Source organism: Mucilaginibacter gotjawali, assembly GCF_002355435.1.
GTDB classification, from domain to species: Bacteria; Bacteroidota; Bacteroidia; order Sphingobacteriales; family Sphingobacteriaceae; genus Mucilaginibacter; species Mucilaginibacter gotjawali.
The window spans coordinates 1,176,286-1,198,918 of sequence record NZ_AP017313.1 but is presented as its reverse complement, the minus strand read 5'-3'; the positions used below and the strand labels follow the sequence as shown (position 1 = coordinate 1,198,918).

Here is a 22,633-nt window from a genome sequence, read left to right as displayed (position 1 = left end):
AATGAAAAAGACCTTATATTTAACATTGTGCATGTGTTTGCTTGGAGCAATATCGTGCAAGAAAAGCTTTTTAGACCGACCACCGCTGGGTGTGCAAACAGAAAATAATTTTTTCGCATCTCCTGATGCCGGCTTCAAAACGGTTGTAAAATGTTACCAGGTATTCAACGACGCCTATGGTTACGAGTGGCCGAGAACAGAGTTAGGTGACATTGCAACAGACGATGCAGAAAAAGGTGGTTCGGATGCCGGCGACCGCCCATTTGTAGCTGATTTTGGTTGGGGCAGAACCCTGGCAAACAACGTAAGCCTGGAGAATTTTTGGGCCAACCATTATCTCGGCATAGGTAATTGCAACAACGCTTTAGATAATTTCCCCAAAAATATCCTGATAGACGCGCAGGGGTATAAACTAAGTGATGCGACCAAGAGCCGTTATGTGGCCGAAATTAAAGTACTGCGCGCTTTCCTTTATTTTGAATTGGTGCGCGTTTTTGGCGGCGTACCGCTGGTAGACAAAACCCTTACTGTTAACGATGGCAGCAAGCTTAGCCGGGCAACGGCCAAGGATATTTTTACTTTTATTATACAGGATCTTGATGCCGCGGCCGCGGAAACCAATTTACCAGGCAAAGCAACAATGCCAACGGGCGAAATAGGGAGAGTGAATAAAGAGGCCGTATATGCCCTGGAGGCACGGGTGTACCTGTATTTTGCTAAGGACGATGCTACCCTTTTTGCCAAGGCAAGGGATGCTGCTAAAAAAGTAATAGATTCACACTCCTATTCGTTAGATCCGGAATTTCAAACACTATACCTCCCCGGGAGTTATACATCTCCGGAACCAGTATTCTCTATCATACACGGTGATAATCCTTCCCTTGGAATATACGGTTCTTTCACGCCGCTGTATACATCGCCACGCGGACCAACCGGGGCCTATGGTTTTGATCAGCCGACCCAGAACCTGGTCGACGAATTTGAACCCGGCGACCCGAGGCTATTATACACTGTCATTCAACCGGGGGATGTATTTCCAAAAACATCCGGTACAGAAGTGCTGAATTTTTCCTCGTATCCCAGTACAGGATATCATAACCGTAAATCATACCTTACACAAGCAAGGCGCGGTGCCGGTTGGGGCGATGATGCCTGGACATTCCACGTTATACGTTATGCAGACGTTTTGCTAATGTACGCGGAAGCATTATTGCAAAGCGGCGGCGACAAACAGGTGGTAGCTGACAATATTAACCTGGTAAGGTACAGGGCCAGCAACTCAAGCCGCACGGACGCTGAAGCTGTAAGCAGGGTTTTGGTGATACCAAATACGCCCCTGGCTGATGTAAAAAGTTCTGACGACCTGGTGAAGGCCATTAAGCATGAGCGGCGTGTGGAGTTTGCCATGGAATATCAGCGTTTATATGACCTACAGCGCTGGAACAGTTATATCGAAACCATGAATATTTTCGCAACAACGCCAAAATCAAATGGCCGTGGCGCAAACTTTAAAAAGGGAGTTAATGAGTTATTCCCGATACCACAGGTTGAAATAGACCGTTCAGGCGGCTCAACCAAACAAAATCCGGGATATTAATTTAAATTAACCTGCAGCACCGGCGGCTGCAGGTTTTAAACAAACTTTTACTTAAAAAAATGAGTGCAATGGATAAGGCAAGGTATAAATTAGCAGCGGCAGTAATTTTAACGCTATTAACGGGCAGTTTATACGCACAGCGACACGACCCCGTTCAACCGCAAATCAGCCTTACGCTGATACCGCCATCACCGGTTACTGATCAAATAACAGTGGATGTCAGGGCCGGTCTCTGGAACCATACTTCAAAAGCGAAAAAATTAAGTGTATCCTTTTACCTTGATCAGGCATCGGCGCAGAACGTATTATATAAACAACAAATTACAGTGTCCCCGCGGTCAGCCAATTGTGTGAAGTTCCTTTGGCCCACCCGTAATCAGGCAGGCTTTCATAAGGTGATCCTTGTGGTTTCTTCTCCCGGTGGTCATTGGACCACCGAACGGCCCATGCAGGTGATAACCTCTGCCAACAGGTCGACCCAACAGATTGACGGCGCATTCCTCGGATTTTATCACTGGAGCGAAGCGGAGGGAAAATACTGGAACCCCGAGCTGAAAAAAGTAACGGATGCACAATGGGGAGAAATGATTCATGCCCAGCATCGCCTGGCCATGAATATTGTTGTTGTACAGGAGGTTTATCGTAACCCAACCATGTACGCGGGTAAGCATAATATCCCGGTGGATGGCTACAAGGGAGTACCTTATTACCCCTCACGCTTATTCCCCGGCCGGGTGCCTGTTGCAGCCAAAGACCCGGTAGAAGCAGTTTTGACACAAGCCGATAAAGATGGGATGAATGTTTTTATAGGGGTAGGTTCATACGCCTGGTTTGATTTTACCAACGGGTCGCTTGAATGGCATAAAAAAGTTGCACGTGAGTTGTGGGATAAATACGGACATCACCGGTCATTTTATGGCTGGTACGTAAGCGAAGAGCAGGATGGCGGACTTAGCGATGCGCAGGCCAGGAAGGATATAGTACATTTTTTTGCTGAATTTAGTAAGTATGTACGCAAGCTGGCTCCTGATAAACCCGTTATGCTGGCCACAAATTCGCACCATTTGGTTGGTGCGGAGGAAACCTACCGGAAGCTGTTACCCAACCTGGATATTTTATGCCCGTTCGGCTTTCACAGGATGCCGCAGGGAGAGTTAACCGGCGAGCAAGCCGCAGATAAACTCCAGGCATTGTGTAACCAGGCCGGCTCGCATTTATGGATGGATATGGAAGTTTTTAATTTTGCCGAAGACAACGCATTGGTGCCAAGGCCTATCAGTGGTTTACTGAGCGACCTGCACCGTTTTCCGAATTTCGAAAAGATCATCTGTTATCAATATCCCGGCCTGCTTAACAGTCCGGATATGTCAATTAAGCCCGGGGGCGAGAACACGGTAAAACTTTACCTCGATTACAAAAAATACCTTGATTCAGTAAGTACAACACCAAACAAACGCTAGCCGGAATTAATAGTACGAACTGAATATTTACAAAAATAACTATGGATTTATATAAATATAAAGAAATATACCGCACGAATTTATTGGACGATGTGATACCTTTTTGGGTAAAAAACTCCGAAGACAAAGCTTACGGCGGCTTTTTTACCTGCCTTGATGAAGTTGGGGAAGTGTATGATACAGACAAATTTATTTGGCTGCAATGCCGCCAGGTATGGACGTTAAGTATGCTTTACAACCAGGTTGAGCAAAACCAGGAATGGCTGGATATGGCGGTTAGAGGGGCAGCGTTTCTTACAAAACATGGAATGGATAGTGAAGGGAACTGGTATTTTTCGCTTACTCAAAGCGGAGAACCCCTTGTTCAGCCTTACAACATATTTTCCGATTGCTTTGCCGCAATGGCATTTGCGCAGCTATTTAAAGCCTGCGGCGACGAAAACTACAAAGTCATCGCGTTAGCTACCTTTAACAACATCATCAAACGCAAGGAAAACACTAAAGGGATTTATAACAAGGCCTATCCGGGTACAAGAAACCTGCAAAGCTTTGCCCTGCCGATGATACTTTGCAACCTGGTTTTAGAGATGGAGCATATTATGGATCCCGAAATCGTTGAAAGTATTATCCAGCAAGGCATACATTCGGTAATGGATGTATTTTACAAGCCGGAGTTGGGCCTGATCCTTGAAAACGTTGCACCCGACGGAAGTTTTGTAGATTCTTTTGAAGGGCGTTTAATCAACCCGGGCCATGCCATCGAATCCATGTGGTTCATCATGGATCTGGCCACAAGAACTGGAGATAATGAACTTATTAAAAAAGCTGTTGATATAACCATCAATACCCTTGAATATGGCTGGGATAAGGTATATGGAGGTATTTTTTACTTCCTGGATGTCAAACACAATCCACCGCAGCAACTGGAATGGGACCAAAAACTTTGGTGGGTTCATGTTGAATCGCTGGTAAGTTTATTAAAGGGCTATCAGCTTACAGGTGACGAAAGGTGCTGGCATTGGTTTGAGAAAGTGCATGCCTATACATTTGAGCATTTTTGTGATAGTACCAATGGCGAATGGTTTGGCTATCTTGACAGGCGCGGAAAAGTACTCCTGAAAGCAAAGGGCGGTAAATGGAAAGGATTTTTTCATGTACCGCGCGGCTTGTTCCAGGCCTGGAAAACTCTTGATGCAATTCTAACTAAAAATGAAGTATTAACCCCAACAGAAAAATAAGATGGCAATAGCACCCGTACAAGCCGTGGTTTTTGATGAACCCATAGGCCAGGAAAAGAGAAGTTATACCCCGGCGTTGGTATCATTGGGCGTTTTATACTTTATGATGGGTTTAATAACCTGCTTAAATGACACCTTAGTGCCGTTTTTTAAAAAAAGGATTTACCTTAAGTTATTCTGAATCATCATTAGTTCAATTTTACTTTTTCCTGACCTATGGTATCATGTCGATACCTGCGGGTAACATTGTCGGAAAAATAGGGTACAAGAATGGGATGGTCCTGGGATTTTCCATCTCGGCCCTGGGCGCTTTGTTGTTCTTCCCCGCTTCTGTATTTCATCAATATGGTTTATTCCTGGCAGCATTATTCATTGTAGCCGTTGGAATTGTTTTGTTGCAGGTTGCCGCCAATCCTTATGTAACGGTACTGGGGCCGGCCAAAACCGCGTCATCCCGCCTGGCTTTAATACAAGGTGTCGGGTCTGTCGGAACAACAGTAGCCCCGTTATTGGGCGCTTATTTTATTTTGTCCCGTTTAAGCGAATCACATGCGTCAAGTGCGGCTGTAAGATATCCCTATTGGGGTATTGCAGGCCTGCTTATCGTTATCGCATTAGTGGTTTTTCGTTTAAAATTGCCTGTAATAAAACCGCAGGCCGACTCAACATCTTCAGCTACCGGTGAGAAAAAAAGTGTTTTATCTTTCAGAAATTTAAATTTTGGGGTGGTAGCTATTTTTCTTTATGTGGGCGCTGAGGTGTCTATAGGCACTTTTCTTACCAACTATATAAGTGACACCTTGCATATAGAAGTTAAAAGCGCCAATAGTTATGTTGCCTTTTACTGGGGAAGCATGGTAGTTGGGCGGTTAATTGGCGCTGCTGCACTTAAGGCAATCAAGCCCTCCTATGTGCTCGGTTTCTGCGCTGCAATATCAATGGCGCTTGTACTTGTTTCCATTAGCTCGGGTGGCCAAATTGCAGTCTGGAGTATGATATCAGTGGGATTATTTAACTCCGTTATGTTTGCCGTCATCTTTTCATTATCAGTTAACGGGTTAGGTAAATATACAACAAAGGCATCTGGTATGTTATCAACAGCTATTGCAGGCGGAGCTATTATTTCTTTTTCCCAGGGATTTCTTAAAGATCATTTTACCTGGCAAATAGCCTTTATTTTACCCCTGTTATGTTATTTGTATATTTTGTTTTATGCGGTGAATGGGTATAAATCCAGGTATAGTATTTAAACAAAAAACATGTCTGAACAAATCAGACAATATTTAAAGTCAATTATACATGAGAATATAGTTGTAGTTGGTTAGTTGAAAATAGTCCCCGCGCGGGACTCTTTTTTATATACGGGCTTGCTCCTGATACTGACAGAGTTAAGACTTTACTTCCTGGTGAAAGTGCCAATAGGATAGTATTTTCGTCGCATTTTAAAAGGTACTATTATTTTCAAAAAGGCCCCGGGGGGGCGCGGACTATCAATAATATGCATAATCAGGAGGTAAAACTTTCGGTAACGGGCTCATCCTCTTTCGATTTTTTAAAATCGCATGCCCGCCATTTCTACCGGTCGAAAATAGGGGGGCCTGCACATCCGTTTCAGGCGATCCCCAACATTTTCAGCCAAAACGCCATCCGCTAAATTACTTATCAGCGGTTAAAGGTGATTAAAACGGGTCAGGTCAAAAGTTTTTTTCCACAGCGCATAAAATACTAATATTTTTAGTGATTATTGCATCGTAATGGCAGAACACAGTAATCCGGTGATGCAGCTGGCATATGATTACCTGGAAAGCACCAACACGGTGGTTTTCCTTACGGGAAAAGCAGGCACCGGCAAAACCACATTTCTGCAAAACCTGCGACAGACATCCAAAAAGAAGCTGGCAGTAGTTGCACCTACCGGTGTGGCGGCAATAAATGCCGGAGGCATGACGATACATTCTTTTTTCCAGCTTTCCTTTGCACCGGTGATCCCTTCGGGAAACGAGCGGTCTGAAGTTTTTTATAGTGCGGAGAAAAAAGATCTGCTGGCGAGCCTGGAATTATTGATCATTGATGAGATCAGCATGGTACGACCGGATGTGCTCGACCAGATCGACCTGATCCTGCGAACCGAAAAAGGATCGGCCTATCCCTTCGGCGGCGTACAACTGCTGCTGATCGGCGACCTTTCACAACTCAGCCCGATTATCCGTGAAGATGACTGGTCTATTTTAAGGCCCTATTACGCCACTCCTTATTTCTTCAGCAGCCAGGTGCTTCAAAAAGCGCCTTATGTGCGGATTGAACTGGAGCATGTTTACCGGCAAAAGGAACAGGCTTTTGTAGACATCCTGAACGAAGTGCGCCATCAAATCCTCAGCGCTTCCAGCCTGGAAATCCTCAATTCGCGCTATATTCCAAATTTCCAGCCTGCGGCCGAAGACCCTTACATCACCCTTACAACTCATAACAGCATTGCCCAGCAAATCAATACCGAATGGCTGGATACATTAACAGGCGGGGAACAGGTATTTACCGCAACCATCCGCGGGGAATTTCCGAAAGATGCTTACCCTACCGAAACCGACCTGAAGCTGAAAATTGGCGCGCAAGTGATGTTTGTAAAAAATGACAGCTCGGCAGAAAAGCTTTTTTATAATGGTAAGATAGGTATAGTGTCACGGATTGAAGGGCAGACCGTATTTGTTCAATGCGGCGATGGGCAGCGGGAGATTGCGGTAGAGCCATTGGAATGGAGCAATGTAAAGTACCAGCTTGACGGGGAAGCCATTAATGAAACCAATGCAGGCAGTTTCGTGCAGCTTCCGTTAAAACTGGCCTGGGCCATTACTATCCATAAAAGCCAGGGGTTAACGTTCGACCGGGCGATCATCGACATTGCCGAATCTTTTGCCCACGGACAGGCTTACGTTGCGCTGAGTCGTTGCCGGAGTTTAACAGGGATGGTATTACGTAACCCCGTTGCCGCGCATAATATTATTGGCGATCCGGCCGTGGCCCGTTTTAATGAGCAAAGGGCTGGCGCCAGGCCCGATGCACAAAGCCTGGAACGCGATCGTGAACAATACCGGCTGTTCCTGCTGACAGAATTATTTAATTTTACACCGATGCAGGCAAAATTAAAAGATTTTAAAAGCCTGCTGCCTGATTTAGAAACTGACATATTAATTGTCGCCGCAAAATTCATCAAACAGCCAAATCCCGAACGAAGCAGGCAAGCAGCAGCTTATTTCCTTGCGAAACTGCGTGCAGCCATTGAAAAATTACATCTGCAACTGCCCGTGTTAATTGGTGAATCAAAGGACAGGGCCGGTAAGGCAGATCAAATGATCAATTGGCTAATGAACCGCATCAGGCTGATGGAATATTTTTCGCTGCACGCTTTTACGACCGGGGCCTACCTGGCGGAGATTAAAAACAGGCCCGCAGTGCATGAACGGTCCTATTTAAAGGCACTGAATGCCGTGCCAAATGAAAAACTTTATGAAGACCTGCTGCTTTGGCGTGAAAAAACAGCGGCGGCAGAAAAGATAATGCCGGCGATGGTACTCTCTGAAAAAACCGCTGCAGCGATTGCTGAAAAACTACCGGCAACATTAAAAACGCTAAGTGCGATCAAAGGGATTGGCCCGCACAAAGCAGCGCAATATGGCGCGGACCTCATCGGCTTGATCCGCAGCTATCAGCAAGAGATCAATGGGTCCGGCACGGAGCAGGCCAGTTTATTTTAAATTGCTACGGGCGCTTTAAAACTTTTACCGGCCTGGAGCAATTCCTGCGTAATGGCCCGGGTATAGGTTTTAATCTCTTCCTGGAAAGCTGCGACCGAGCCTCCTGAGCGAATTTCCTCTAAACGTTTTTCCCAGGTGCCAGTCAGTTCCGCATGTGCTATGCGCTGGTGCCTTACTATTTCGTAAACAGCCAACCCCGTTTCGGTCGGTACCAGGTTTTTCTTTTCGCGCAGGATGTATTTCCGGGTCAGCAAGGTTTCGATGATCGCCGCGCGTGTCGCCGGTGTGCCCAGGCCGCCTTCTTTCATAGCCTCCCTCAACTCTTCGTCTTCAATCTCCTTACCTGCCGTTTCCAGTGCTTTCAGTAAGCTGGCTTCATTAAACAGCGCTTTGGGTTTGGTTTGTTTTTCAAGCAAAACCTTTTCGGTTATCTGCAGATCTTCGCCCTGTGTCACTTTTGGCAACGTGACATTTTCTTCATCTTTCTTTTCTTCATCCTTGTCATTGAACACCGCCCGCCAGCCTGCCGTTTGTATCACGGTACCACTGGCTATAAATTTTGAGCCGGATAAAAGTGTGATCCTGGTGACCTCTTTTATACAATCCTGGTGAAAGGCTTCCAGCATACGCCCGGCAACCAGGTCATAGATTGCCTGGTGATCGGCTGACAAATGCTGCGGCACCACTCCTGTTGGCAGGATGGCATGGTGATCCGTTACCTTTTTGGCATTAACACAGCGTTTGTTCAGTTTAGCGCCGGTTAGCGCCGCCGCCTGTTTACCAAACTCAGGGTGACTGTTTAACTTATCGATAAGGTCCGGTACGCCGGCAAATACATCATCGCCAATATAGCGGCTGCCGGTTCGCGGATAGGTTACCAGTTTACCTTCGTATAAGTTTTGCAAAAGGCCCAGGGTCTGGTCGGCCGTAAAACCTTTGCGTTTATTGGCTTCCTGCTGCAAACTGCTCAGGTCATGCAATAATGGTGGCGGTTCTTTTCGCGGTTTAGCTTCCACGTTTTGAATATGGCCTTCACCTGTAACCAGATCTATTATGGCCTGCGCCTCTTCACGTGTTTTAAAATTTTTTTCGGATATGGCTTTGAACACCTGCCCGTCTTTATCCGGGTAAATGGCTACCTGGTAATACAATTGCGGTACAAAGTTTTTATTCTCGAGATAACGGGCACAGATCATGGCCAGCGTGGGGGTTTGCACCCGCCCCAGCGACAACACGCCCCGTGTACCTGACGCCAGGCTGAGTGCCTGCGTAGCATTCATGCCTACCAGCCAATCAGACTGGGAGCGGCAATGGGCAGAGTTAAATAAGGTATCATATTCTGATCCTGGCTTCAAATTCCGGAAACCATCTTTAATGGCCTCATCAGTTTGCGACGAGATCCAGAGCCGTTTGAACGGCTTTTTACATTTGAGGTAGTAGTAAATATAGCGAAAGATCAATTCGCCCTCGCGCCCGGCATCCGTCGCCACAATAATCTCGGTAGCTTCGTCAAACAGCTTTTTGATGATATCCAGTTGCTTTTTTACACCCGGATCGTCAACCATGCCATCCTTTGTTTTAACCTTGCGGATAGCTAGTTTAAATTTGGCCGGTAACATGGGCAGGTTTTGCACACTCCAGCCATAATAGCCGTATTCCTGCGGTGCGGCCAGTTGCAGTAGATGCCCGAAAGCCCAGGTAAAAGTATAGCCATTCCCTTCCATATAACCATCCTTTTTGGTAGTGGCGCCAAATACCCTGGCAATTTCCCGCCCCACGGATGGTTTCTCAGCTATAATAACTTTCATAAACAGGTAGCGAATGTAGGCAATTAGCCAGGGCACTGCAATGGCTGTGGATAAATGGATAAAAGGAGTAGAAATAGCATTTTTGATATTTACCTACCCTGGCACGGCGTTGTTGACATAAACTTTTACAGGGCCAATACCGTTCACCAATAAAGCAGCAACACCATCTTTTGAGCACAGGTTTACAGTTCGAATTGCCGTTTATATTTCTACAGGTTAAAATGCAGTCTATAATTTATTTGTTTGACTTTTTTTACTAAATTGCCAAATCGATTTAGCAAGAATATATAAACCATTTATGAAACACCTTTTCGTATTTCTTTTAGCAATTTCAAGTTTTATTTATGCATCAGCCGGCAATGCAAAATCCAAACCCGCCTCAACTGAAGGCCGGCCATGGAACGCCGATTGGATAGCAGCACCCTTTGAGGCGGGCGACACCTACGGCGTTTACTATTTTCGCAAAAACATTGAGCTCCATATTAAACCGGCGTCTTTTATTATCCATTTATCTGCGGATAATCGCTACAAATTATATGTTAATAATACCCTCGTGTCCCTCGGCCCCGCGCGCGGTGACACCTACTTCTGGAACTACGAAACAGTTGACCTGGCGCCATATCTATCGGCTGGGAAAAACACGATAGCGGCCCTCGTTTGGAATGAGGCCCAGTACCGCCCGGAGGCGCAGATCTCGGTCCGCACCGCCTTCATTCTACAGGGTAATTCGGCTAACGAAGAAGTACTTAACACCAATAATACCTGGAAATGCTATCGCGATGCAGGCCATCAGCCAGTACCGGGCTTCTTTTTTGCTGCCAGTAAAGGAGAAATGGTGGATATGAACCAGGCTGTAAAAGGCAATTGGCGCGCTGCTGATTATGATGACAATACCTGGCCCCACGCGGCGAAGGTAATGAACGGGACGCTTAAAGGCATGAGCTGGGGGATTGACTGGGCCCTGGTACCCTCCGCACTCCCGGCCAGGGAAATGACCTACCAGCGGATTCTCAAGTTGCGCAATTCCTTTGGCCTGAGCGTTCCGCAAAACTTTCCGGGGGAGAAGGCACAGGTAACAATTCCGGCAAATACCACAGCTACTTTACTGATGGATCAAACCTTTGAAACCAATGCTTATATAACCTTAAATTTTAGCGGCGGCAAAGGTGCGGGCATCTCATTAGGCTATGCCGAAGCGCTTTTTGACAAAGGCAGCCATGGCACCCGTAAAAGCAACCGCGATGATGTTGATGGCAAGGACTTTATTGGGCGGATTGACAGCCTGATCGCCGACGGCAGTAATGGGCAATCGTTTACCACCTTAAACTTTCGCACATTCCGTTACATCAGGCTGGTTGTTCAAACCAAAAATGAGCCGCTGACCATCGACGATCTTTATGGCACCTTTACCGGTTACCCTTTTAAACGCACAGCGGTATTTAATACGGACAATACCGAAATAAAGCAAATACTGGATATTGGCTGGCGCACTGCCAGGCTTAACGCCTGGGAAACCTATACCGACTGCCCCTATTATGAGCAATTACAATACATCGGTGATACCCGCATACAGGCACTGATATCCTACTATAATACCGACGACGACCGGCTGGCGCGTAATGCGCTCACCCTGATGGACCATTCACGTATTGCAGAAGGCGTTACCAGGAGCTGCTACCCTACAAAAGGCACACAGATCATTTCAACATTTTCGTTGTGGTACATTTGCATGCTGCATGATTACTGGATGTACCGTAACGACAATGATTTTATAAAAAATAAATTGGGCGGCGAACGGGCGGTGCTGGATTTCTTCAGCAAATACCAGCAGCCGGACGGCTCATTAAAAGATACCCCTTACTGGGCGTTTGTAGACTGGGCCGGGAATTTGGCCGGAGAGGTTAAAGGTGCGGATGGCAGCGCGGCAATTTATGACCTGCAGTTGCTATGGGCATATCAATGGGCTGCTGAAATGGAAGGCAAAATCGGGCTGCAGGATTACGCACGCATTTATAATCAAAAAGCAGCACAGTTAAAGGCTACTATACAACGCAAATACTGGGACCCGGTTAAACAACTCTATGCTGATACCAAAGAAAAAAACGGGTACTCACAGCATGTTAATTCGCTGGCGATACTTACCGGCATGGTACCCAATGCAGCTATGCCAGCAATGGCCAAAAAGTTATTGACTGATAACACTTTAACACAATGTACAATCTATTTTAAATATTACCTGCACCAGGCCCTGGTAAAAGCCGGCAAGGGAAACGATTACATGAACTGGCTTGATGTTTGGCGCAACAATATTAAAATGGGGATGACGACCTGGGGCGAAGTGTCTGACCTGCAAAACACCCGTTCGGACTGCCACGCATGGGGCGCAAGCCCGAACATTGAATTCTTCAGAACGGTATTGGGTGTAGACAGCTATGCACCAGGATTTGCCAAAGTAAAAATAGCGCCGCATTTGGGCACTTTAACAAATGTAAGCGGCGACATACCTCACCCCAACGGAAAAGTATCTGTGAGCTATAAATTAGTCGGAAAGTCAGTAGTCCCGATAGCTGCCGGGACCGAAAGTCCGAAAGCAGATGCAACTAACGCTTCGGCAAAAAAAGAGTTGAATTACGGTAAATGGCAAATAAACATCAGCTTGCCGGAAAAAACGTCCGGAATACTGGTTTGGAAAAACAAAATATATGTTCTCAAAGCCGGTGCGAATTCATTTTTGATTTAAGCCGATAAAATAATTTGATCAGCGGAGATGATGGCATTCCAAAAATCCGTCATTTCTGCTACTTAAAGTCCTGCTGCTGCTTTCTATACAGGCACAACATTGCTTTTTGCCGGAGCAGATGAGCTCCGGATGTTAAGCTCGGTAGAAAGTGTAATGGTTTTAACAGATTTGTCTTTAACAGGCGAATTCAGCTTACTCAATAAAGTAGTGATCACATTATCGGCTATTTGAACAATGGGCTGTGCAATTGCTGAGATGGGGGGCGTAAACAATTGAAAAACCTCATAATCGTCAAAAGACACAACGGCTATATCGTCAGGCACTTTTATGCCTAATTCACTAAACAGGCGGAGACCACAAACACCAATGTGGTTGGTGCCAAATAATATAGCATCTATATCGTCCTTGCGTTTCTTCAAAAATGTCCTTATCGGTTCCATGATGACATCATTGTCCCGGTTAAACAATACTTCTTTAACAATTGGTTTTAAATTATACTCTTTTAAAGCATTCTTATAACCCTGCAGACGCTGGGTTAACTGCGCCTGCGATGATAAAAAAGAAACATAGGCTATATTTTTATACCCCTGGCTTATTAAATGCCGGGTAGCATTATAGGTACTAAAAAGATTATCAACCACCACATAATCTGCATTAACATTCTCCAGGTTACGGTCAAATAATACTACAGGGAAACCTGCCTTTATTAATGAATTGATATCGTCCTCGATGCCTTCAGGCGGCGCGATAATATACCCGTCAACATGCCTGTCGCGGTACATTTCAATCAGGTCTTTGGTTTTCTCGGTATTATTATCCGTACTGCAATAAATTATTTTATAACCATTATTATAAGCGCGATCTTCAATCAACCTTGCAATACTGGCGAAAAAGGGGTTAGCAATATCTTCCACCATCAGGCCGATGATGTTTGATTTACCCGTACGCAGGCTTTTTGCAAGCGGGTTTGGTTTATAACCAACTTCTTCAACGAATTTCAAAACCCGTTCCACTAATTCAGCTCCAATTCTCTTTTCCTGGGCCCTGCCATTCAGGATAAAAGAAATGGTAGTTTTAGATACGTTTAAGCTGTTGGCAATATCAACAATAGATAACTTTTTCTTCACTTTTTAATAGTTCTTATCCAATATATGCGGTAATATAACTCATATTTTTTTAAAATAAACTTTTTAGGCCGATTTATTTATAAATCAATTTAGCTAATTGCTGAGCGGTTTAAACGCGGGTACAAAAACCCGAATAAAAATATCACTATATAACATATTATCGGTAAATAATATGCCGTAGCAACATTATAGTCGGCCACCCATCCCATTAAAAAAGGGAACAGGCCGCCGCCCACTACACCCATAACAATAAATGAGGATGCCTGCTCGGTTGATTTCCCCAAATCTTTTAAACCAAGGCTGAAAATAGTGGGGAACATGATACTGAAAAAGAAATTGATCATGATCAATGCAATAAAGGATACCGGTCCTAAATTTTGAGCCACAATAAGGCACATCACGATATTGCAAACCGCAAAAATCCAAAGCAGCTTATTTGGCGCTATTATGTAGCGCATCAGCAATGTGCCTATTAAGCGCCCAAAAACCATCATCAGCATACTTAAACTAAAAAAGTAGCTTGCCTTTTCGGACGATAAGCCCATAATTTCGTGGCCATAATTAATAAAATACGCCCAGGTGCCCCCTTGCGCTGCCACATTAAACAATTGCGCTATGGCCGCAAACACAAAGTGTTTTTGACGGAATAATTTCTTCGGGACGTGTTCGCCCCCACCAACGGCATAGGAGTCAAGCGCTACCACGTGCGGATCTGAAAGTGCCGGTACTTTTACAAATGAAAATAAAACGGCGACCATGGCAATTACTGTTCCAATAATCAAATATAAATTCCGTACGGCAACCAGGTCATTTGAATGTTCCTGGTCGGCTTTTAAAATAAAAAAGCCGCCCACAACCGGCCCTATAATCCCTCCCAACCCATTAAAAAACTGGGAAAAGTTAATCCGCTGGTCGCTGGTGCGCTGATCGCCGAGAGCGGCCACAAATGGGTGCGCTACGGTCTCAAGGGTTGCCAGGCCGCACGCCAGCACAAATAATGCGAACCTGAAAAAACCAAATGACTCAGCATTTGATGCAGGTACAAAAAGAAAAGCGCCAACAGCATACAAACACAGGCCCAGTAAAACGCCCCACTTGTACCCAAACTTTTTCATAAACAAGCCGGCAGGAATCCCCATAACCGCATAAGCGCCAAACAGCGATAATTGCACATATGCTGATCTTGCTTTTGTTATATGCAATACATTTTGAAAGTGCTTGTTCAACGTATCGCCTAATGACATCGCTATCCCCCAAAGCAAAAAAAGCGAGGTTACAAATAGCAGGATCACAAAATATTTACGTTCGGTAAAATTGGGTTTGGCATCCATCTTCTTGGTATGTCAGTTTAATTGGTGCGTAAATTAATCGAAAAGTTTTTACAATTCCTGTTTAATTATTTTATTAGGCTCCAATCTTATCCTGCCGTCCCTTTCAATCAAAGGGTTATCCCTTTTATTTTACCGGATTGTTATACGGTTCTACCAAAAACTTGATCTCATCATTGCCTGAAGCCTTTTCATCAAACTCAATATTTATTTCCTTTGATTCGCCCCTCATCAGCGAAAAATAATTATCGTTCATAATTGCCGGTAGAATTTGTTCACCGGAACTTGCTTTTACAGCTTGTACCCTGATCGCAAACGCTGCGGCGGCAGATGAAGCCGGATTAATAACCCGCACGCTGGCAAAGTATTTACCGCCCTGGTGCTTTATGGTATAGGTTGTTTTCAAATTAACCTTTGGCAGGGCATTCAATGCGGTAAAATCCGTCCTTTTGTTTCCACGCCAGTAAAAATTATCCGATACCAGTTTACCGGTTTTATCAGTAAGTTTTAGTTTAATAAAATGCACCTCGCTTAAGCCATTGCTTTTTGGCTGGCCGCCATAAACTTCAAAATCCCACAGCGAATAGCCCCAGCCCGAGCCACGCTGAATCCCGAGCATGCGCACATATCTTGCTTTCTCTTCGTCAAAAGTAATTTGCTGTATACCTGTATGGCCATCTCCCGTTTCATAAACATCTTTCCAATTTTTAGTATCCCCCGACACTTGGATTTTAAAGGCTTTCCCGTACGCCTCTTCCCAATTGAGTTTTACGCCGTTCACTACCTGCTCCGCCCCTAAATCAACATAGATCCATTCATTATCCGATTGATTGCTGGCCCAGCGGCTGCCCGGGTTATCATCAGTCACCAGCGCTGGCTCGCCGCTTGCGGTTGAAGAAGCAAAAGCAGGTTTGTTCAGTGCAAGGTTCTCGCGTTCCTGCGCAAAATTAATCGTAAAACAAGTTGTTGCCGTATTTGCCGGGGCATCTACTAATTCCGACTGGCTATATTGACTAACCAGGCTACCATCACTGTTATAAATTTCTGCTTTTGCAGTAAGTCCCTCCAGATCATTCCTGGTAGTATTGATCACTTTTATGGCATTGTTAACGGGGTTCCATTGGATATGCAGGGGTTCACATGCTTTTTTTGCGCCCCAATAGGCCCCGGTAAGGTCGTAATAATAATCATACGTTTGCCATACCAATGAGGGATACGCCGACTGGCTCATCCAGGTCATAATGCCTGATGCGTCTTCCCAAATATTATCTTCCCAACCCTCGTACATGGCCTTGTTGGTCTCGATGTTCAGCAATTGCGCTTTCCGGCAGTAATCTGCTATTCCTGCCGCTGTGCCGTATCTTTTTGCAATGGCATCGTCGTAACGGTCGGGCCCTGCATTTCCGGCAGAGGGGCCAAAAAAATGCAGGTTCCACATTTCATTTCGGGGCCACCATTTATCCCGGGGCATAAATTTTTTAAAGCTGTCGAAGTTTGTAAATACGGCAGTGCCTATCTCACTTCGTAATCCCCAGCCCGGGTTACCACCAAACCCGTTCGGTGAGCGGCTAAAATACCAGCGCGGGTCGGAGTTTGTCCATGGGCCGCTGCCGGTTAAATTGCCGGCATGAGAGTTGGGCTGGTAATACCTGTCGTTACCGTCAAAGGCACTGATATCCTCTTTCAGCCACCCATTAAGCGGTTCCATAGGCGTGCCTTCGTTGTCACCGCACCAGATGGCGATTGAGGGGTGGTTTCTGAACTTTTTTATTTTTTCAACGGCGTTTGTGTTGAAAGTATTGATATCATCGGGCAGGTTAGGAATTGAATTGAGCCAAAAATCATCCCAAACCATTATGCCGTATTTATCGCAGGCATCGTAAAACTCCTCGTCTGTGGTTGAGCCTATCCAGTTACGGATGATGTTAAAGTTCATTTCTTTATGAAACCTCACTTTGGTATCATACTCATTACCGCGGCAGCGGAGCATATATTCGCTCATGCCCCAGTTACCGCCTTTTAAAAATACCTTTGTACCATTTACGTACACATGAAGCACATGCCCGGCAGTATCATAAGTGTATTTTTTAATGCCGAATTTAATCTCCTTTTCATCCGAAACTTCATCGCCGATTTTCAAACTCAACCTGCAGGTATACAGGTTAGGGTCGCCATAGCCATTGGGCCACCAAAGCCTGGGGCTATTGATTGCAAGTTCGGGAAAGCGTTTTTTGTCGATCCTGATATTTGCTGATCCAGTAGCGCCCACAAATACCTTTTCGGAAAATTGAATGTTACCCGGGTTGATAACGCCGCTTATTACGCCCTGTTCAAAATTTCCTGAACTGTTTTTGATCTTCATTTCCAGCGAAAGATCGGCCCGCGCGTTGGTGGGCAGGTCGGTTCTGATCCATGGGTCATCTAAAGTAAGGCTGCCTGTATTGGTCAAATATACATCGTCGGTTATGCCCATATTTAAGCCGGGCACATAGGGCATCCAATCCCAGCTCGCGCTTGGGATATAAGTGGGGCTGGCGTAGTTTACAAGGGGCGTATGCGGCCAGTATACCAATACAGCCAGTACATTTGGCCCGCTTTTATTAACTATACCGGTAATATCGTATCGGCCGCGCTGCATAAAACCGTCAAGGCTCCCTAATTTGGTACCATTCAAAAAGATGTCTGCTTTTCGGTTTATCCCTTTAAAATTCAGCCAGGTGGTCTTTTTTGTAAAACTGGCCGGAACTGCAAATTCAGTCCGGTACCAAAAATCGCGGTCGTATTTCTTTTTGTCTACTTTGTAAATATTGTCGCCAAAATTGGGATCTTTTTCCAACCCAGCGGCCACGTAAGATGAAAACACAGTGCCGGGTACAGTCGCTTTCACCCAGGCATTTACCGCAAAGCCAGTTTTATTGATGGCGTTGATATCTTTAACATCATCCGCGGGTTCCACTTTCCAGGTAACGGCAGGATTGGTATTGTTGAGATAAACAACCCCGGGTTGTGCTGAACTGTATGTATAAAGCAATATGCCTGCAATGGCAAACAAAAACGATTTGTTATAACGGCGGATCAAAGTCTTCATCGTGAATAATTGTTTAGTTAAATGATGGCGGCGCTATTTTTGTCCCCCAGGTTAAATCAGGCTGATCAGATAAGGTGTAAGTAAGCGTCCCCCCATTTTTTATCGCGCTATAAGGTATCCAGGTGCTGTTCCACAGTTTGCCGTTTATTTTGAGCGATGTTATATAAGGTCTGGTTCCTGATCCGCCCTTTATCACCAGCGTTTTTCCAGTTCCCAGGTGTATTTTAATGAGCGGGAACGACGGGCTGTTGACTGAAAAGCCTGCATAACCGGGTATCATGGGATACAAGCCAATGCCGGCAAATACATACCAGGCGCCCATGGCCCCAAGGTCGTCGTTACCAGGCAATCCGTTATCATGATTTGAGTATGATTCCGCCATGATCCGGCGGATCAACGCCTGGCTTTTATAGGGCGCTCCGGCCCAATTGTATGTCCATGGCATCTGAAAATCGGGCTCATTGCCTGCGGCAAACCAGTCCTGGCCATAATCTGCATTTAGTTTAGAAAAATCCTGATCCAGTCTTTCTTCAGCAAATTTCTTCCCGCCGATAGTGTCAATCAGTGTTTTCAGGTCAAAGGGCACCATCCAGAAATAGTTGGTATAGCTGGATTCGCGCATATCATCATTGTCATTTTTCCAGCTGCCGTCGGGGTTGCGCGATTGCAGCCATTTTCTTTCAGGATTATAAATATTCTTCCATTTTCCGGCACCTTGTAAATATTTGCTGTATACTGATTTATTTTTTGTGGCTTGCAAAGCAAATTGCCCTATCGCAAAATCTGCTGAATTATATTCAAGACTCATGGATGCCTGCGCATAGCCCTTGGTCAGGTACTGATCCAATTGCGGGCGCGTCAGCTGGCCCTGCGATGCGGTACCCGGCACTTCTGCCCCGCTGCGCATAATTTCAAGTGCAGCCTTAGTGTCAAAGTTTTTTGCACCGTAAGTATAAGCGTTGGCCACTACTATCGAGGTTGGGTCGCCTTGCATAATACCTGTTTCTTTATTTACCATTACCCATCGCGGAAACCCTCCGCCAGACTGACGCGCAAATTTTACGATCGATTCCATCATATCACCGGTCTCCTTTGGGGCCAGCATGGCGATCAGGGGCGTTTGTGTACGGTATGTATCCCAGTTACTAAACTCCGTATAGTCATTAAAGCCGCTTGCTTTTTTAATCTTATTGTCAGCGCCAATATATTCGCCATTTACATCATTTGAAATGCTGGGATGGATAAAGGCATGGTACAAATGCGTATAAAACTGCGTGGTCAAGTCATTGCTGCCACCCATGGCTTCAATTTTTCCTAATTTGTTGTTCCAGGCGCGTACCGCGTTATTTTTTACCATTGCAAAGTCCCAACCGGAGTTTTCCGCTTTTAAATTTTCCTTTGCATTTTTTATCGAAACGTACGACAATCCAAATTTATACTGGATGATTTTGTTCGAAGGAACCTTAAAGGTAAAGTAGGCGCCCGAGTTTGCGCCGCTGTCAGCAACGGAGGAAATATTGATCTTGTTATCTTTCCATGTGCCTGATACAATTGGCACAACATCAAATTCTGCCGCAAAATAAACTTTATAAGCGGTGTTGATCCCGCAAAAGGAACCACCGTCAGCGTAGCCTTCACATTTACCGGGGCCGGTAATGGTAATATGCGCATCATTTATTTTTGTTGCATTTATACCCGATCCGATAATGATGGTAGCCCGGCTGGCGGTATCTGAAAACCGGTATTGCGCCATACCGGTTCTTTTCGTTACAGTCAACCCGCAATCAATATTGCTGTTGCCTAAATTCACTTTATAGTAACCGGCCATCGCCTTTTCGATATGATACTGTGGATTGGATCCCTTCATGTCATTTGGCGAGACCAGCAGATCGCCGTTTAAAGGCAGGGTGGGAAAATTGCCCATATGCGGACAACCGGCACCACTTAACTGGTTAACCACAAATCCCTTATTTTCATCAAAAAAAGTGGTGGTAAATTGTACCATACCAAATGGATAAGTAGCCCCCGGAAAAGTAAAGCCTGCCTCCAGGTACATTTCTTCCGGGCCTTTTCCTTTGCCCTTTGTGCCGATAACCGTGTTTACCTTCCCGGCATAATTGACCCGGATCTGGTCCGGGTTTTTAGTTTGTGCACCGGCGGTAAAAATTGTGGCCGGCAGTAATACTACGCTTAGTAATAAAATCGGTAGTCCTTTTTTAATTTTCATTTTTTTGTGGAGAAGTAAGCTGTTCCTAGCCGGCGATAAATATGGGTGGTTAGGAAATATAATTTTATCACTTAAAAACCAGGCTCCCGGTATTGCCAACAAGCGCGGTCTTTTCTGCTTTTCCTAAAACCGCTTTTATACTTTTATAAACATTTTTACCTGCGTAGGCGCCACTCACTTTCCATGATAAGGTTTTGGTGGCATCGTTCCAGCTATACGTTGTTGTACGGGTATTGCCTTTAGTGTAATTATAGGACACACCATCATCTTCAACCATTTTAAAAGTGCCGTTTTTACCCGGATAAATATGGATTTCGAGCGGAGTAGCTGACGTTTGTTCTGAATATTGAACAACAGGGCCAATGGGTAGGATGGTTCCAGCACGGACATATACAGGTATTTCGTCAAGCGCCTTATCAACTGAAATGGTTTTGGGTCCCCTGATCACCTCACCTGTATAGTAGTTAAACCAGGTATCGTTTGGTAAGTATATGGTACGCTTGCCGCCTTCATTCAATACCGGTGCAGCTAACAGGCCCTTTCCTACCAGCCATTCATCCCGCATATTGGCCACGGTGGTATCTGCCGGAAACTCCATCACCAGTGGCCGCATAATAGGCGCGCCGGTGGTATAGGCTTCGTGCCCAAGGCTATAAATGTAGGGCAGCAATTGGTAACGCAGGTCAAGCGCTTTACGCATAGCGGCTTCCCCATCAGTGCCCCATAAATAAGGGAACCGGGCAGTTGTGCCAATATTGGAGTGTGAGCGCATGATCGGCAAAAATACCCCTGCCTGGAACCAGCGAACCAGCATTTCTTTGGTCGGCGTACCCTGGAAACCACCAATATCACATGAGCCGTAGTACATGCCGGCAAGGCTGAAGTTAAGCAGATCCATCGGCACTTCAGCCAATGATGGCCAGGTTGAAGGGATGTCACCGCTCCAGGTGCAATAGCCCAAACGCTGGGTACCCGGGCTAAAAGCCCTGTTTAAGGTAAAATGACGATAATTTGGCCTGGCGGATGCCAGCAAATCGTACTGTGCGGTATTCCACCAATAATAACAGGTATAATAGGATTCGCCTTCATCATCCCACCAGGCGTCAACTCCAGCTTTAATCAAAGGCCTGTTTTTTTCATCATACCATTTTCGCAAGCCGGAATTGCTGTAATTTAAATCACGGTTATCTGTTTTCGGGCTGATCAGCCAGCCGTTTTTCCTGGCAGTATCCAGCAGTGTTGTGCTGCCCAGCCTTGGCTTACGGATACCAATAAATTTAATGCCCTGGCTTTTTAAGTCAGCTATCTGCCTGGCTGGCGACGGAAACACTTTGGGATTAAATGTAAAATCGGTAAATCCAACTTTGCCATCCCTGCCTAAAGAATAATCCGGGGTAGTGGTATACCACTCGAAATCGAAAATAAAAGCATCAACGGGCAATGTATGGGTACGGAATTTAGTTGCAACGTTGGCTACGTAAGTACTGTCCGCCCAGCCCCATTGGCTTTGCAGGTAACCAAATGCCCACCTTGGGGGCAGTTTGGGGCGCCCGGTAAGTTTAACATAGCCACTGGCGCCATCATAAATAGTTTTAGCAGGCCACAGGTATAAATTTGCCTCTTTGCCGGTAAATTTCCAGGTCAGGTCAGTTTTTCCCTTTGCACGGTTCCATGTTGTGGGTTTATCATCATTTGCCGAAACGCCAAACGCGCTGTAGCCCAAACTGTTCCAAAAATAGGGAATATCAGCAGCACCATTCCATACCGTTGAAGCCGACTCGTTTTTCTCCAGCTCTTTTGACGTTCTGTTCCCCGAGCCATATAACATTCCTTTCGTTGAATAAGTAATTTGTACGGTATTGCCATTAGTTGAATAAGCGCCATCCGGGATAAGTACCCGCCCGGCCGCGTCATACAACGACCACGTGCCGGTCCCGGTATTTATCATCAGTTTTCCGTACGGTGTTTTAATCCCGTAGGATGGAGCAGCAGAAATCACGGTGAATTGCGCTGCCGCCTTGTTGCTGTTATCTATAAAAACGCTTTTAATAGCGGATAGCGCGATCGAGTCGTTTAAGCTTAAGCAAAATGCAGCGTCGTTGGCGGTCGTCAACCCTATTTGCTTGCCCCCGGCTTTAACCAATATGCCGTGCGGTATTTTAGTAATTTGGGCATTGGCGAAAAAAACGGTGGCTGCCTGTATTATTGCGATCAGCATTAAGATCAGTTGTACTTTTTTATTTTTCATTTTTTGGGGAATTTAGCGTTACC

At 45.5% G+C, this 22,633-nt stretch carries 14 protein-coding genes; 8 read left to right on the top strand and 6 right to left on the bottom strand.

Features of this window, described 5'->3' with window-relative positions; all coding sequences use genetic code 11:
- Position 1 precedes the first annotated feature (1 nt).
- The 7 genes from MgSA37_RS05430 to MgSA37_RS05410 all read left to right on the top strand — a co-directional run bounded on the left by MgSA37_RS05430 (position 2) and on the right by MgSA37_RS05410 (position 8,044).
- On the top strand, positions 2-1,597 hold the full coding sequence (locus MgSA37_RS05430; RefSeq protein ID WP_096357293.1) for a RagB/SusD family nutrient uptake outer membrane protein: 1,596 nt from the start codon (positions 2-4) through the stop codon (positions 1,595-1,597).
- Between the two features lie 68 nt (positions 1,598-1,665).
- A complete protein-coding gene (locus MgSA37_RS05425) occupies positions 1,666-3,057 on the top strand; it encodes a DUF4434 domain-containing protein (RefSeq protein WP_096350212.1) in 1,392 nt (463 codons plus the stop codon).
- 41 nt (positions 3,058-3,098) lie between these two features.
- Positions 3,099-4,295, top strand: coding sequence for an AGE family epimerase/isomerase (locus MgSA37_RS05420; RefSeq protein WP_096350211.1), 1,197 nt, complete (start codon positions 3,099-3,101; stop codon positions 4,293-4,295).
- Position 4,296: 1 nt separating this feature from the next.
- Positions 4,297-4,476 (top strand): hypothetical protein, encoded by a 180-nt coding sequence (locus tag MgSA37_RS28750; RefSeq protein ID WP_197706092.1) that lies wholly within the window; start codon positions 4,297-4,299, stop codon positions 4,474-4,476.
- A 28-nt stretch (positions 4,477-4,504) separates the two neighbouring features.
- On the top strand, positions 4,505-5,545 hold the full coding sequence (locus MgSA37_RS05415; protein ID WP_232010871.1) for a sugar MFS transporter: 1,041 nt from the start codon (positions 4,505-4,507) through the stop codon (positions 5,543-5,545).
- 248 nt (positions 5,546-5,793) lie between these two features.
- On the top strand, positions 5,794-5,949 hold the full coding sequence (locus MgSA37_RS28105) for a hypothetical protein (protein WP_157750448.1): 156 nt from the start codon (positions 5,794-5,796) through the stop codon (positions 5,947-5,949).
- Between the two features lie 100 nt (positions 5,950-6,049).
- A complete protein-coding gene (locus tag MgSA37_RS05410; RefSeq protein ID WP_096350210.1) occupies positions 6,050-8,044 on the top strand; it encodes an HRDC domain-containing protein in 1,995 nt (664 codons plus the stop codon).
- On the opposite strand, the gene MgSA37_RS05405 is transcribed toward MgSA37_RS05410, so the two are convergent.
- On the bottom strand, positions 8,041-9,852 hold the full coding sequence (locus tag MgSA37_RS05405) for a DNA topoisomerase 3 (protein WP_096350209.1): 1,812 nt from the start codon (positions 9,850-9,852) through the stop codon (positions 8,041-8,043). The two genes, MgSA37_RS05410 and MgSA37_RS05405, sit on opposite strands and share 4 nt — an antisense overlap.
- A gap of 298 nt (positions 9,853-10,150) precedes the next feature.
- Between MgSA37_RS05405 and MgSA37_RS05400 the strand changes: the two genes are divergently transcribed.
- On the top strand, positions 10,151-12,592 hold the full coding sequence (locus tag MgSA37_RS05400) for an alpha-L-rhamnosidase-related protein (protein ID WP_096350208.1): 2,442 nt from the start codon (positions 10,151-10,153) through the stop codon (positions 12,590-12,592).
- Positions 12,593-12,675: 83 nt separating this feature from the next.
- Here MgSA37_RS05400 and MgSA37_RS05395 read toward each other — a convergent pair whose 3' ends face one another.
- From MgSA37_RS05395 to MgSA37_RS05375, 5 genes are all read right to left on the bottom strand, one after another.
- Complete coding sequence (locus MgSA37_RS05395; protein ID WP_096350207.1) at positions 12,676-13,719, bottom strand: LacI family DNA-binding transcriptional regulator; 1,044 nt, start codon at positions 13,717-13,719, stop codon at positions 12,676-12,678.
- Between the two features lie 89 nt (positions 13,720-13,808).
- Positions 13,809-15,050: an L-fucose:H+ symporter permease gene (fucP, locus tag MgSA37_RS05390; RefSeq protein WP_096350206.1), complete on the bottom strand. Its 1,242-nt coding sequence runs from the start codon at positions 15,048-15,050 to the stop codon at positions 13,809-13,811.
- 124 nt (positions 15,051-15,174) lie between these two features.
- Positions 15,175-18,135 (bottom strand): discoidin domain-containing protein, encoded by a 2,961-nt coding sequence (locus MgSA37_RS05385; RefSeq protein WP_096350205.1) that lies wholly within the window; start codon positions 18,133-18,135, stop codon positions 15,175-15,177.
- Between the two features lie 13 nt (positions 18,136-18,148).
- Positions 18,149-20,362 (bottom strand): GH92 family glycosyl hydrolase, encoded by a 2,214-nt coding sequence (locus MgSA37_RS05380; RefSeq protein ID WP_096350204.1) that lies wholly within the window; start codon positions 20,360-20,362, stop codon positions 18,149-18,151.
- A 67-nt stretch (positions 20,363-20,429) separates the two neighbouring features.
- A complete protein-coding gene (locus MgSA37_RS05375; RefSeq protein WP_096350203.1) occupies positions 20,430-22,610 on the bottom strand; it encodes a glycoside hydrolase family 31 protein in 2,181 nt (726 codons plus the stop codon).
- Between the last annotated feature and the right edge of the window lie 23 nt (positions 22,611-22,633).